The sequence below is a fragment of the Spirosoma daeguense genome, assembly GCF_054776875.1.
Genome location: NZ_BAAHBF010000003.1, coordinates 13,839 through 27,623, shown reverse-complemented (window position 1 = coordinate 27,623; position 13,785 = coordinate 13,839). Strand labels below are relative to the sequence as shown.

The 13,785-nt window shown below is 47.3% G+C and carries 11 protein-coding genes; 6 read left to right on the top strand and 5 right to left on the bottom strand.

Annotation, left to right across the window (positions count from 1 at the left end; translation table 11 throughout):
* Positions 1-175: 175 nt before the first annotated feature.
* The gene (locus ACYVD4_RS09435) at positions 176-703 is read left to right on the top strand and encodes a DUF4352 domain-containing protein (RefSeq protein WP_460944814.1); all 528 of its coding nucleotides are present in this window, start codon (positions 176-178) and stop codon (positions 701-703) included.
* Between the two features lie 81 nt (positions 704-784).
* On the opposite strand, the gene ACYVD4_RS09430 is transcribed toward ACYVD4_RS09435, so the two are convergent.
* The gene (locus ACYVD4_RS09430) at positions 785-1,969 is read right to left on the bottom strand and encodes a hypothetical protein (protein WP_460944812.1); all 1,185 of its coding nucleotides are present in this window, start codon (positions 1,967-1,969) and stop codon (positions 785-787) included.
* An 11-nt stretch (positions 1,970-1,980) separates the two neighbouring features.
* Positions 1,981-2,883 carry a ribokinase gene (rbsK, locus tag ACYVD4_RS09425; RefSeq protein WP_460944810.1) on the bottom strand — a complete coding sequence of 301 codons (903 nt, stop codon included), beginning with the start codon at positions 2,881-2,883 and terminating at the stop codon, positions 1,981-1,983.
* An 84-nt stretch (positions 2,884-2,967) separates the two neighbouring features.
* On the opposite strand from rbsK, the gene ACYVD4_RS09420 reads away from it, so the two are divergent.
* Positions 2,968-3,411 carry a DMT family transporter gene (locus ACYVD4_RS09420; RefSeq protein WP_460944808.1) on the top strand — a complete coding sequence of 148 codons (444 nt, stop codon included), beginning with the start codon at positions 2,968-2,970 and terminating at the stop codon, positions 3,409-3,411.
* Positions 3,412-4,078: 667 nt separating this feature from the next.
* On the opposite strand, the gene ACYVD4_RS09415 is transcribed toward ACYVD4_RS09420, so the two are convergent.
* Complete coding sequence (locus ACYVD4_RS09415) at positions 4,079-5,653, bottom strand: FG-GAP repeat domain-containing protein (protein ID WP_460944806.1); 1,575 nt, start codon at positions 5,651-5,653, stop codon at positions 4,079-4,081.
* A gap of 111 nt (positions 5,654-5,764) precedes the next feature.
* Between ACYVD4_RS09415 and ACYVD4_RS09410 the strand changes: the two genes are divergently transcribed.
* Positions 5,765-6,151: a DUF1801 domain-containing protein gene (locus ACYVD4_RS09410; protein WP_460944803.1), complete on the top strand. Its 387-nt coding sequence runs from the start codon at positions 5,765-5,767 to the stop codon at positions 6,149-6,151.
* Between the two features lie 16 nt (positions 6,152-6,167).
* Here ACYVD4_RS09410 and ACYVD4_RS09405 read toward each other — a convergent pair whose 3' ends face one another.
* Complete coding sequence (locus tag ACYVD4_RS09405; protein ID WP_460944801.1) at positions 6,168-6,926, bottom strand: DoxX family protein; 759 nt, start codon at positions 6,924-6,926, stop codon at positions 6,168-6,170.
* A gap of 156 nt (positions 6,927-7,082) precedes the next feature.
* Here ACYVD4_RS09405 and ACYVD4_RS09400 point away from each other — a divergent pair, with 156 nt between their 5' ends.
* On the top strand, positions 7,083-8,165 hold the full coding sequence (locus ACYVD4_RS09400; protein ID WP_460944800.1) for an acyltransferase family protein: 1,083 nt from the start codon (positions 7,083-7,085) through the stop codon (positions 8,163-8,165).
* A 13-nt stretch (positions 8,166-8,178) separates the two neighbouring features.
* Here the strand turns inward: ACYVD4_RS09400 and ACYVD4_RS09395 are convergent, their stop codons facing one another.
* Complete coding sequence (locus ACYVD4_RS09395) at positions 8,179-8,718, bottom strand: hypothetical protein (protein WP_460944798.1); 540 nt, start codon at positions 8,716-8,718, stop codon at positions 8,179-8,181.
* Positions 8,719-8,897: 179 nt separating this feature from the next.
* Between ACYVD4_RS09395 and ACYVD4_RS09390 the strand changes: the two genes are divergently transcribed.
* Together ACYVD4_RS09390 and ACYVD4_RS09385 are read left to right on the top strand one after the other, a co-directional pair.
* Positions 8,898-9,233: a hypothetical protein gene (locus ACYVD4_RS09390; RefSeq protein WP_460944796.1), complete on the top strand. Its 336-nt coding sequence runs from the start codon at positions 8,898-8,900 to the stop codon at positions 9,231-9,233.
* 104 nt (positions 9,234-9,337) lie between these two features.
* Entirely contained in the window at positions 9,338-13,774 is a 4,437-nt protein-coding gene (locus tag ACYVD4_RS09385) for a CusA/CzcA family heavy metal efflux RND transporter (RefSeq protein ID WP_460944794.1), read from the top strand.
* The last annotated feature ends 11 nt before the right edge of the window (positions 13,775-13,785 follow it).

The window sequence follows — 13,785 nt, the reverse complement described above, 5'->3', positions numbered from 1 at the left end:
TCCGGAAATCGACTGATTTCGGAACTGTCGTTAAATTCATTTAATACCCTACCAACGTACCGAAACCCTTAAACGAATCGTTTACTAGCAACAATTTCGACCGTAAACTGGATGCAACCGTTTAGGCATTAGGTGTAATTTGTATTTTTACCGTTTTAACCACCGATCGATTCGTATGAAGCAATTGTTAGCCAGTTTCCTGTTGCTGGCAATAATCCCTTTTCGTCTTTTCGCTCAACAGGCTCACGATGTTCAGGCAGGGCAACCCGTTCAACTCAATGGCCTCGATTATGGTTTCGAGATCAACAATGAACGACGTATCGACATGAGTGGCGAAACGTTTATGCGTTATGAGTTGTCGATTTATGTCAGCAACAAGAGTAACTGCACCAAGTTATTTCTACCCAAACAAACCTTATTAGGTCAGGAAGATCTAAACCAGTTGGCTACGTTCGACTGCGTTAACGCTACGGGCAAACGACTAACCTCAAAAAGTGCCAAAATTATGGCGCGTCCGTTTACGGTGCCGTATCAGCAACGTATCAAGAATTCGGAAGGTAAAGAAGTAAACACAACTACCTATATTCAGGCGGGGCACATGCTTCGAAATGGCGAAACCGTCAGTAATACATTTGTTGCTATTGTACCCGAAGGTGAAAAACCGCTTATGAAAGTTCGGATACGAGAGATCCCGGAACTGTAAACGTGTGAATAATGGGCTTTATACCCTTCTAAGTCCTCCTGATTTAGGTAAAATAGTAGGAGTTTTGTATGCTACTGTTTATTACTTTGTTTTCAGCAGCAGAAACATTTCGGCGGCCTGCCATGCATGCAATGGAGCGATTTTCTTTTTAACCAGAGCAGGTTCAAGCACGGTCATACCCGGATAATGAGCATTGGTGGCTTGCTGTTCCCAACTAAGTGGGTAATCGAGATTAGAAAATGGTGCTCGTTTCTGACCGAAAAAATGGTCTTCGGCCCAAGCTAAATATGGATGATTGGTCATTAAGGCAGACTCTATGGGCTTCCCGGTTACGTACTCATCTTTGTATCCCCACCAGAATAGCGAAGAATAACTGTCGTATTGTTTCGGAATCGCATAAGACTCATCGATGTCCAGCAGTTTCAGGCCGTACTTCAACCATTTCGTCTGAAAAACAGGATGTTCTCCCTGATTGGTTTTGCCAATGATATAGTTCTCTTTCTGAAAGCGCTTCACCGAATCCAGTACCATTGCCACCGCCGGATGCGATTTATCGGACACTTGTGCGACTAAAAACAAAACCTGGCCCAGATTATCGGCTTCCGCTACTCCGCGATTTGCCCGATCGAATGGGTCGCGAATGGCCATAATCCAGTCTCGAATCAGTGGAAGATTATTCGTTTCGCGAAGTACCATCGTCATCATGGCGGCATCGCGGTAATGCGGTTTATAATAGACCAGAAAATTTGGCATCGGACGGCCATTTGCTACGTTAATCAGGATTTCCTGATGCAGTACACGTAGCACCGGACCAAATGGTTTATCGTCGAAACGCGGTAACTCTACCCGGCTTCGCGTACCGGGAATCAGTTTCGGTTTTTTATCAGGTTGTAAGAGCCAAACGCCAGTTTCATCTTCCCGAATCTGAATAATCTGTCCATCAGCCAGTTCCAAATGCACAGCATATTCGGAAGGCACAATAACCTCATGTTTTACCCGCCATTGCTCTTCAATATTACCCGTCAGCGCATTGAGCAGTCGACCATTTCGGTAAATGAGCTTCAGGCGATTACCCATGCCGAACGTAAAAAATTTCAGGTTAGGCAATTCGTGCTGATTTGTATGTTCCTGCCGGATTTGCGCCAGACTGGCCCGGTACGTTTGCAGAGCTTCGTCTGGGTCGGGTAGCATCAAGGGCGGAATAAGTTTTTGCGCCGATGCCGTCAGCGTTATAAAAGACAGAAATAAAAACCAGCGGAAAGTCATGAAGAAATCAATTATAGAATTTCATTCCGTTTTGGCATTGATGATTGTGCGCCCATACGGGTTACGGAAATAGAAGCGGCTTTACAGGCAAAGGAAACGGCTTCAGCCAACGATTTCTCTTCGGCCAGTGCTACGGCTAATGCCCCGTTGAAACAATCGCCCGCTGCCGTCGAATCGACAGCCGTTACGCGGGGAACAGAAACGAGTTCGCGCTGCGTATCGGTGTATACGTAAGCGCCTTTTGACCCTAACGTAATCACTACGTTGGTAACGCCTAATTCCTGTAGTTTCTTGGCGGCCTGTTCGGCGGTTGCTACGTCGGTTACACGGATTCCGGTGAGTAATTCAGCTTCGGTTTCGTTCGGCGTAATCAAAAATAAATGAGGCAACAAATCGGCAGGAAGGGCCTGCGCCGGGGCCGGATTCAGAATAACCCGTAGGCCCCGTTCGGCTGCTTGTTTCACTACGTATTCAACGGTTGGCAAGGGGATTTCGAGCTGAATCAACGCCAACGTATCGGGTTTAGCCGCCAATAAAGCTACTTCTGTTTCAGAAGGTTGCAAATTTGCATTGGCACCGGGGGCAACCGTAATACTGTTTTCGCCTGCTTCATCGACGTTAATCAACGCAACGCCCGATGGGTTCTCTGTGTCGACCACTACGTAGTCGGTAAAGATACCTTCTTCCCGAAAGCCAGCAACGGCCTGTTGCCCGAAAATATCATTGCCCACCTTGGCAACGAACGTAACACGACCTCCCAATCGGGCGGCCCCTACGGCCTGATTAGCACCTTTTCCACCCGGATTCATCAGAAATGTACCGCCTAATACGGTTTCGCCGGGAGCGGGTAATTTGGTGGCTTTCACCACCATATCGGTATTCGAACTTCCAACAACCAGAATCTGGCTTGCCATAAACAGAACGATTTTAAGATTGGATACAAATTTATCCGGCTTATCGTATAAGACAAGCCGAGTACCCTGTCTACCTTTGTAGCCATGAATTATCTCTATGTGCTGCTTGCATTTCTGGTTGGTCTGGCCATTACGGTACAGGCTGGAGTAAACGCTAATCTGCGTCAGGCCATGGGAAATCCGATTCTGGCAGCGGCTATTTCGTTCGGGTCAGGCTTCATTGTGCTGGTATTTCTGTTTCTGGTTTCAGGTGGAACAAATCCACCCGTCGATAGTATTCGGCAGGTAAGCTGGTGGAAGTGGATGGGAGGTCTGATGGGAGCGATTTACATGATTACGGTTATTGTGAGTGTACAGCGAATTGGTACGGCTAATATGGTCAGCTTAAGTGTTGCCGGTCAGTTAATTGCCGCCCTCATACTCGACCATTATGGGTTGATGGGTTTTACCCTACACCCTGCCAACGGCTGGCGATTATTGGGCATTATGCTAATTATTGCCGGGGTACTTTTTGTTGTACGGAATTAATATTGTTGAGTGGACAGCCTAAAATGAGCTTCAAAGTCCAGCTTTCTATCAATAAGCTACGCATCTCAGTGGTTAGGCTTGTTGTTCCTTTGGCAAGTTACGGCTGACCACCTAACTATCTGAAGTAAGCCATTTTGACAGGATTTTATTCCGTATTTGCCGTTTACTTCTATTTTGTACTATCCTTTCATGCTTCGTTTTAGCCTGATTATTGGAGCCTTTTTTATTCTTACAAGCTCTACTTCGCTTTTCTCTCAACCGGTTAATCTGGATAGTTTATATGCACTAAAAAATATTAATAAAATTTCTCAAACTCTTATGACCAGCTTTCCCACCTTTACAAGATCTGGAAAGCTCATCCATTTTCAAGAAGAGCAATTAACCTTACTGGTCGACTCATCCCGGAACCGATATACCGTTACCTTGTACCCATCATCCAAGTTTGTACTGAGTGGAAAACCTTTATCCGATACGTTGAGCCTTGGAAATGTTGAAGAGTACAAGCCCTATCTCCCTACTCCCTCAAAAATAATTCCCATTAAGAAAGGAGGTTATGAAGTAATCTATTCCTTTATAACCAAAAAGTCGGTTGTAGTAAAAATGATTTTTTGGTTTCCTACTAAACGAGTTCAGAACCCCAGCCAGATAATGCCTTATTTTTAGATAGTTAGCGGATCGTGTTTTCCAGAACAATGACAGAAGGGCCGCTCTCCAGCCACTTTTTGCCCAGTCCCGTCGTATCGCCCTGCGGTAGAAAATAAACAAACGAACCTAAAACGAGATCAATATCACCGTCGGCGTCCATGTCGTTGGCGTCCATGACTATCCATCTTCCTCGGGCGGCTTCTGGAAATGAATAGTCATCGAATTCTAATTTTCCTTTATTTTCCAGATAGATAAAGCTCTCGTGTGGATAGCGGAGATAATCGGGGAAAAACGAAATAGCTGCTATATCCAGATCGCCATCCAGATCGTAATCGCGTATCATCGCTTTATAAGCGCCATTCAATTGATAGAAATACGCTTGTCTGAAGTTGGATTTGCCATCATTCAGAAAAATATAAATACCGTGGTATTTCTTTAAGATCGGTGTCTTGTCGGCATTGTCGCCACAGACATAGACGATATCGTCAAAACCATCTTTGTTAAAATCGGCCAGTTCGATGTATTGCGAGCCGTTGAGGGGTAGAAAAGTGAGTAATCGTTTTTCCTGAAATTTGCCGTTCCCCTTGTTTTCGTAGAGAAAAACACCTTCGTCACCCTGCGCCATGAGCACGTAAATATCGGGTAAGCCATCGTTGTTGGCATCTTTAATAATGGCCGTGCTGGCCCCCGGTTTCGCCCGCAAAATCCGTTTCGCATAACCGCCTTTCCCGTTGTTTTCATACCAGGCTAATTGACCAGTCTGATTGCCAAATTCACAGGCTACTACGTCTTCCAAACCGTCTGCATTTAAATCGCCGTAAGCCATGAAAACAGGTCTTTGTAAATCAGGAATAGCGATATTTTCGGGTTTGTAGCCAGGTACTACGTTGGTTTTCGATAAACGTATCAGATTCCCGTTTGGCGCATCGGTCGGAAAAACACCTTGTCCAATTGTCGTCAGAAATAGCTCATTCGCTTTTTCGTAAAACTGAACCGGTGTCGACGCCAGTTGCATACTGTATTTCTCCTGAAGTGTGGGCGTAAGAAAGGTGAGCATATTACGTCTGGCCTTGCCATCGCCAAATACGATACCTTGATTATCGGGCAGAATTTTGACCATAGTCGTCAACGCCGGGCGGTTCACAACCGATGCTTCTTTGTACTTGAAATGCTTCAGGCCAAGCGGAATGCTACGTTTGCGAATGGGAGGTAAAATGGTATCGGGCGCATTCTCAAGGTAAAAGCGTTCCAGTTTACGCCAGTCTTCTTTTGCCAGCACAGGGTTTTCCGGGAAAATATTGGCTTCGCGGACAATAGCGCCACTTGGTCCGGCATCGAACAAACTGTCGGGTCTGAAACCGCTACTGTATATCCCCATCCGATGTCCCATTGCCGGAAGCACATCGCGCCAGTTCGATTTGGCTATCAATTCGGGAGCAACATACGCATGGCACCGGCTACAATGCGCCAACGCCAACTCTTTCCCGGAAAGCCCCGTAGCAGGTATATCTTTAAATTCGGTAGACTCTTTCTGCTGTTTTGTCGTACATGAACTGAAGAGATATACAAAAAGACAGAAGAGAAAAAGTTGCTTCATAAACAGAAAAACAGGTCGACCCGATCATAATACGAAAATTTCGTAAAATGTACCTGTTTGCATCGATTACCCAGCCAACGATTTTACGTTTACGAACAAGCAAACCAAAAAATGAAACAAAACGAACAGGTTACCCAGTTTTTAGATCCACTAAATCATCCGTTCAGAAAGGAAATTGATGCACTCCGGCTGATTATTCTCGAAGCGAATGACTTACTGACCGAGAATATTAAGTGGAACGGCCCTAACTATTCGGCAGGTACAGACGATCGGATAACGATGAAAATCCATCCGCCGAAACAGATTCAGCTTATTTTTCATCAAGGCGTAAAGGTGCAGGAACCACGTAACGAAAAACTATTGACCGAAGATTATGGGTTGCTGGTCTGGAAAACAAACGACCGGGCCGTTGCTACGTTCAGAGATATGGATTCGATTGTTACGGCTAAAGACAAATTAACGAAACTGGTTCAGGATTGGCTTGGCGCTACGTTATGAACGGACGTAGCAGAGATTACTTTATGTGAATCGTACTCTTCATCGCTTTATCATATTGACTTAGGCAACTGTCGAGCGGCTGGCCCTTTACGTGAATACAATCGCAGAACTCATGGCAGGCTTCCGGGTTCGGACTGTTTCGGCATTGTAGTTCGCAATCGGGCAAAATGTTACGGGGCATGATGCTGTTTCGGTAGACATTCAGGAGCAGCAAGATTACCGTAACGACTGTGGCCAGTACGCCCACGAAAAACTTCGTCGGGAACGTAGTGTTCAACGCTTTCTGAGTGTATAAATTATCAGGAAGCGGAGGCTGGTTGAATGGGAAAATATACTTGATCCGGTCGTAATTCCAGCAGAGAAGATACAGACTCGCGAGTGTCATCAGGGGAGCCATAATCCCGCCATCAAAGCGCGTCGCCTGCACTAGAACGCTAATATTCAGGATAATCGGAAAGTAAAGTAAAGCGCCGAGCGTTGCCGTTTGGGGTATCAACAACAAAATAGCCGCCGTTACCTGCGCTACGCCAATGAAAGTGTAATAATAGCCGGTGTGGTGGAGGGCTTCCAGATAATGCCCTAGTGGATGATTGTTCGATAACGCGGTGAAGCGTTCCCCCGCAATTTTTACGTATCCCGATGGCAAAAAACCAGCGGCTAGGGCTATCCGATTAAAAACGGCAAAATAACGAAGCCATTTATTCTGCTTTGCTTCAGCATGAATTCGGTTGAGGGTAGACGATAGTGGCATAAGTGTCCAAATAAACACAAACATAATAAAAAGTACTTTGTATTTAAAAGTAAATGGCCGTATTTATTTCTTCCCGAATTGTCAGACCGATTCCTGTTCTTCATTTTGTGTGTCAATCGGAGCTTATACCGCTACGTTCCACCCGGTAAAGTAGTAATATTGCGGTTTCGGTAAATACTAATGAGTCAGGTAAAACCAGTAACGATTTCGCTGACAACCAACCACCATTTCGAAATTTTAGACGGGCTTCGGGGAATTGCCGCCATAGCGGTGGTCATCTTCCATTTTATGGAGTTCATTACGCCCGACTATCACAACAATTTCATTGCGCACGCTTATCTGGCCGTTGATTTTTTCTTCTGTTTATCAGGATTTGTCATCGCGTACGCCTATGATCAGAAAGTTCAGAAAATCGGGATTGCCCGTTTCTTAAAACGTAGGCTGATTCGCTTGCATCCGCTGGTCATTGTTGGCTCCCTGATTGGCTTGTTAACGTTTATTTTTGACCCATACAGTGTGCTTCATCAAAAATATGCCGACAAGACTATACTCCTGTTCGTTACGTCCTGTCTGATGATTCCCTACCCCTTGGTGCGGGAGCGGTATTTTAATCTGTTTCATCTAAATCCGCCCACCTGGTCGTTGTTTTGGGAATATATCGCGAATCTTCTGTACGCATTCGTTCTGATTAAATTACCAACGAAATGGGTATGGCTTTTAACCATTCTGGCTGCCATTCTTTTGGTCAACGAAGCCCGCCAATCTACGTTTCTGGGCGTTGGCTTTGGTGGCGATAATGTGACGGCGGGTGGTCTGCGGGCTTTTTATTCGTTTCTGGCTGGTATACTCGTTTTTCGCTCGAAGTGGATCATTAAATCTCGCCTTGGCTTTCTGGTAATCAGCCTATTATTGCTTGGCGCTTTCCTGATTCCATTCTCGAAACCAGTTAACTGGTTTGTGGATTCGCTGGTCGTCATTTTCTATTTCCCTTTTCTGATTGCTGTGGGAGCAGGTGCTCGTCCTGAAGCAGCACTGCGGAGAATTTGCCATTTTTCTGGCGAGATTTCGTATCCGCTTTATATGGTGCATTACCCGTTTTTATGGCTGTTGCTGAGTTATATCGAAGTAAAAAAACCGACAACGCACCAACTGACCATTATCACAATCGTAGGCGTTTGTCTGCTGATAGGATTCGCCTATCTGGTTTTGATACTTTTAGATAAACCCATTCGTAACTATTTAACAAAGCGGTTACGGTCCTGACTGCTACGTAGCACTAATCGAGTTTTTTCAGATTCAGCTCGATAAACTTAAACCACTTGCTGCCATCGCGGCTGAATTCACCGGTTTCATACCAGGTTTTCTGGGTTGGATCGAGCGTGATGATATACTTGGTTTTGCCGCCATTGTTCGGTACGTCGAAACCCCACTCAAATTTATTTTCGGCTAAAACCTCGAAATAAGCGTCGGTTGTAAACCCTTCTTTTACGTACGATTTGAACTTGAACTTCTTCGCTATGGGGTCATAGTTCACGATTGCAAAGGCATTGAACGCTACGTCGTTGGTTTGTTGATTTCGGCCTGTACCTTCAATTTCCAGAACAACCCCGTTGAGCCGCCATTCGATACGTTCGGTTTGCGCAAGCGTTTCTGTTTTTCCGGGCCCTCGCGTATACGTAGCATCGCCTTTCCAATTACCCGCCAGATAAGCCAGTTTCTGCATCTGGGCTTTGCATTCGGCAGAAAAATCAGGAGCCTGCGCATGGGCGAACGTAGCGGAAAGCAAGAAGAGAAAAGTAATGATACGTATTTTCATCGTTTGAGGAAGCAGGTACGTGATACAATTAATAGATGAGTAAAGGCGACTCTAAATTAAGAAACTACGACAAGCTTTTATTTGTAAAAATTTGGATAAATCACTGAAAATCACGCCGTCTGATAACTTATTTACTTTTTGACTACCTGTTGCATTCGGCCTACCTGTATTTTTAAACCATGAGACTGTTTATTTATCTGTTTTCGCTTTGGCTGTTGCTGCTGACGGGCTTACCCTGCCCGGATGCCGATTGCCATATTCACGAAAACAGCGCAACCACCGAATCAACGTCTCCGCCTGCCGAGCATGACCATGAGCAAGGTCATAAAGCCCCCTGTAGTCCCTTTTGCCACTGCGCTACGTGTCTGGGCTTTTCAACTCCGCAACCATTCAACTATTTACTGCCAGCCGATTCGTCTGAATCAGCCCCTGAGCGGCAAATCTTTACGTATCGCTCGCCAAACCAGTTCGACGTAATGCTGGGCATCTGGCAGCCTCCCCAACTTCGGGCCTGAACAATTCTGATGTTCATGATTGAAGCAACGCGCTTTTTCAAACAAGCGTGTGCTATTCGGTCGTGCGCAGCATCCATTTATCATTCACTTGTTCAGATTCGATTATGCTGGATCGCATTATCCATTTTTCTATTCAGAATAAGCTGGTTATCGGGTTGTTTACGCTTGCGTTGATCATTTGGGGCGGTTACTCACTGACCCGCCTTCCCATCGACGCCCTGCCCGATATTACTAATAACCAGGTTCAGGTTATCACCCAAAGTCCGGCTCTGTCGGCAGCAGACGTAGAGCGTCTGATTAGTTTTCCGATTGAACAAACCATGGCAACGCTGCCCGATCTGGAAGAAGTTCGTTCCATTTCGCGCTTTGGCCTCTCAGTAATTACCATTGTGTTCGACGATGATGTCGATGGGCTGGTGGCTCGTCAGCAGGTTTTCGAACGTTTACAACAGGTTCGCTCGCAGATTCCATCCGAAGCGGGGAACCCCGAACTAGCTCCGGTAACAACGGGGCTGGGCGAGATCTATCAATATTTAATCCGGGCAAAACCGGGTTACGAAAAACGATACTCGGCTACCGAGCTACGTTCGATTCAGGACTGGATTGTACGCAGACAATTGCTGGGCACGAAAGGCGTGGCCGATGTCAGCAGTTTCGGCGGATACCTGAAACAATACGAAGTAGCCGTTGATCCTCAGCGACTTCGAGCCGCCAACGTAACGATGGACGATCTATTTACGGCCCTCCAACGTAACAACCAAAACGCGGGCGGTGCCTACATCGACCGTCGGCCAAACGCGTATTTTATCCGTTCCGAAGGGCTGATAAGCTCACTGGCCGACATCGGTAAAATTGTTGTTCGTAAAACCGACGAAGGTATTCCCGTTCAGATTCGCGACGTAGCAGAGGTTGGTTTTGGAAATGCCGTCCGCTACGGTGCAATGACCCGGAACGGAGGTTCACGGAACGGTGAAGGCGAAGTAGTAGGAGCTATTGTGATGATGCTCAAAGGAGCCAATTCGTCGGAAGTGATTGGTAACGTAAAGCAACGTATCGAACAGATCAAAAAATCGCTGCCCGAAGGTGTCGAAATTCACGCCTTTCTCGACCGTACCAAACTGGTGAACCGAGCCATCGGAACCGTTGAACGAAACCTGATCGAAGGTGCTTTGATTGTGGTTTTTGTGCTGGTGCTTTTGCTGGGCAACTGGCGGGCCGGGCTGGTAGTTGCGTCGGTGATTCCGCTATCGATGCTATTTGCCGTTTCGATGATGAATCTGTTTGGCGTATCGGGCAATCTGATGAGCCTCGGTGCCATTGATTTCGGCCTTATTGTCGATGGAGCCGTCATCATCGTCGAAGCCACACTACACCATTTGCAAAAGCGAAAGAGTGCCGCAGTGGATGCTGAAAAAGTGAATGAAAAAACAATTCAATCATTCACCCAGTCCGAAATGGACGAAGAGGTTTACCAATCGGCGAGTCGCATTCGGTCGTCGGCGGCATTTGGCGAAATCATTATCCTGATTGTGTATCTGCCGATTCTGGCACTGGTGGGCATCGAAGGAAAGATGTTTCGCCCAATGGCACAAACGGTCGTTTTTGCTATCGCCGGAGCCTTTATTCTGTCGCTAACTTATGTGCCGATGCTCTCCGCATTGATTCTGAGCAAAAAAATCGACGTAGTGAACAAGCCAACCATTTCGGATAAAATTATGGCCTTTTTCCACCGAATCTACGACCCCACTATTCGCTGGACGTTGACTAGAAAAGGCTTAGTCGTTGGGGTATCGGTCGGTCTTTTTGCCGTGGCACTTTTTGTATTTAGTCGATTGGGTGGTGAATTTATTCCGCAACTCGACGAAGGTGATTTTGCCGTTGAAACGCGCGTAATGACCGGTTCGTCGTTGTCGGAATCGATTGAAGCGGCTTTACAGGGCGGACGAATGCTCAAGGAAAATTTCCCCGAAGTAATCGAAGTGGTGAGCAAAACCGGAGCCGGTGAAATTCCGACCGACCCGATGCCGCTGGAAGCCACCGACATGATGGTGATTCTGAAAGACCGCGCCGAATGGACATCGGCCGATAGTCAGGAAGAACTTATCGAGAAAATGCAGGCGAAACTGAGTCAGATTCCGGGTGTGGAGTTCGGTTTTCTACAACCCATTCAAATGCGGTTCAGTGAGTTGATGACCGGCGTGAAACAGGACGTAGCGGTGAAGCTTTACGGCGAAGATTTGAACGTATTGGCCACTTACGCACCACGTATCGGCAAAGTTGTCAGTTCCGTAAAAGGAGCGCAGGATTTATACGTGGAGAAGGTGAAAGGGTTGCCACAGATCGTTGTCCGGTTCGACCGCGATGCGCTGGCTCGTTTTGGTTTGTCGGTCGAAGAAGCCAATCGCTATTTGCAATCGGCGTTTGCGGGCGCATCGGCGGGAATGGTCTACGAAGGCGAACGGCGGTATGAGCTGGTCGTGCGGCTCCAATCGCAAAGCCGTCAACGGCTCGAAGATGTTCAGAATCTGTTGATTACTACGTCGGAGCGGCAAACAATTCCGCTAAGTCAACTGGCCGAGGTTTCATTTCAGAACAGTGTGAATCAGATACAGCGCGAAAATGCCCAGCGACGTATCACCGTAGCATTCAACGTGCGCGAGCGGGACGTAGAGAGCGTAGTGAACGAGCTTCAGCAAAAGCTTGATGAGCAGATAAAGTTACCGCCGGGCTACTACGTTACGTATGGCGGCCAGTTCCAGAATCTGGAAGAAGCCAAGAATCGACTGGCAATTGCAGTTCCCGTAGCACTGGCGCTCATTTTTGCCCTGCTGTTTTTTACGTTTGGGTCGATACGACAAAGCCTGCTCATTTTTTCGGCTATCCCATTGGCGGCTATAGGTGGCGTTTTTGCGCTCTGGCTGCGCGATATGCCATTTAGTATTTCGGCAGGGGTTGGTTTTATTGCCTTGTTTGGCGTAGCGGTGCTCAACGGCATTGTGCTCATCGGCGAATTCAATCACCTGAAAGCCAGCGGTCAGACGGACTTACGAACAATTATTCTGGAAGGTACAGCCACCCGCCTTCGTCCGGTAATGATGACGGCGTTAGTGGCTTCATTGGGTTTTCTGCCGATGGCATTAGCGCAAACCGCAGGGGCCGAGGTACAGCGTCCGCTGGCTACCGTTGTGATTGGCGGACTAGTTTCTGCTACGTTGCTCACGTTGCTGGTTTTACCTTGTCTATATTGGTGGGAAGAAACGTATTTTGGTCGATCAAAAGAAAGCCGCACTCCAACGATAACGAGTAATCTGGCAAGCTGGCTGTTGCCAATTGGTTTATTCATCGCTGCTAAGTCGACGGCAACGGCGCAAACACCATTGACGCTGGAATCGGCACTGACACAGGCGCAGGCAAATAATGGCTCGAATCGGGTCAATAGCCTGAACATCGCCATTCAGCAGACCAACCGACGTACCGCCCGCGAAATCGGCAGAACCGACGTGTCGTTGATTAGTGGCCAGTATAACTCCCTCAATTGGGACAATAACCTGACCATCTCCCAAAGTATTCCGAACGGCAAGTTGATTCGTGGTCTGGAACGGCTGGCCGATGCCAATATTCAGGGAAGCGAACTGCAAGCCCGACTGATTCAGAACGACTTACGCGCTCGTGTAAAAGGAGCATATCTGGAACTGGCCTACCTGAATGAGCGACTGAAATTGCTAACATCGCAGGATAGTCTCTTGGGTGCATTCCGACGCGCAACAGATGTGCGATTACGTACGGGTGAAGGAACCTCACTGGAAGTGGCTACTGCCGATAACCTGCTGGGAGAAGTTCGAAATCAGTTGGCTCAGACGAGAGCCGATCGGGAAATTGCGGTCAGTAATCTACAAACCCTGCTGAACACTACTGCTATGTTTACTTTACCAACCGCTACGTTGCCACGTCGGGAATTGCCGATTCTGTCCGATTCGGCCTTGGCGCAGAATCCGATACTGGCCTTACTACGTCAACAGATTACCATCGCCGAAGGCCAGATTGCGGTTGAACAGGCAAAACTTCGACCCGATTATTCGGTCGGTTATTTCAACCAGTCGCTGATCGGAACGCAAAACATCGATGGACAGGATCGCTATTTCAATGGCGGAAAACGGTTTCAGGGCGTGCAGCTTGGCATTGGTATTCCGGTGTTTCAGAAAGCACAGCGCGCCCGCATCGAGTCGGCGCGAATGAATCAGCAGTTGGCCGAAGCAACACTGACCTATAACCAACGAAATCTACAGGGCGAACTTTTGGCGGCTGTTCAGCTCATTCGAAAGCAACAGGCCAGCCTGACGTATTACGAGCAAACGGGTTTACCAACAGCGCAGCGACTGGCCGACGGAGCCGAAAAAGCATTTCGGGCAGGCGAAGCCAATTATCTGGAATACAGTCAGGCATTGACACGTGCCAATCAAACCCGCACCAATTATCTGGACACTATCAATCAATACAATCAGGCGGTGGTTGCGCTGGAGCAACTACTTGGTCTGCCTTAATCTGCACAACC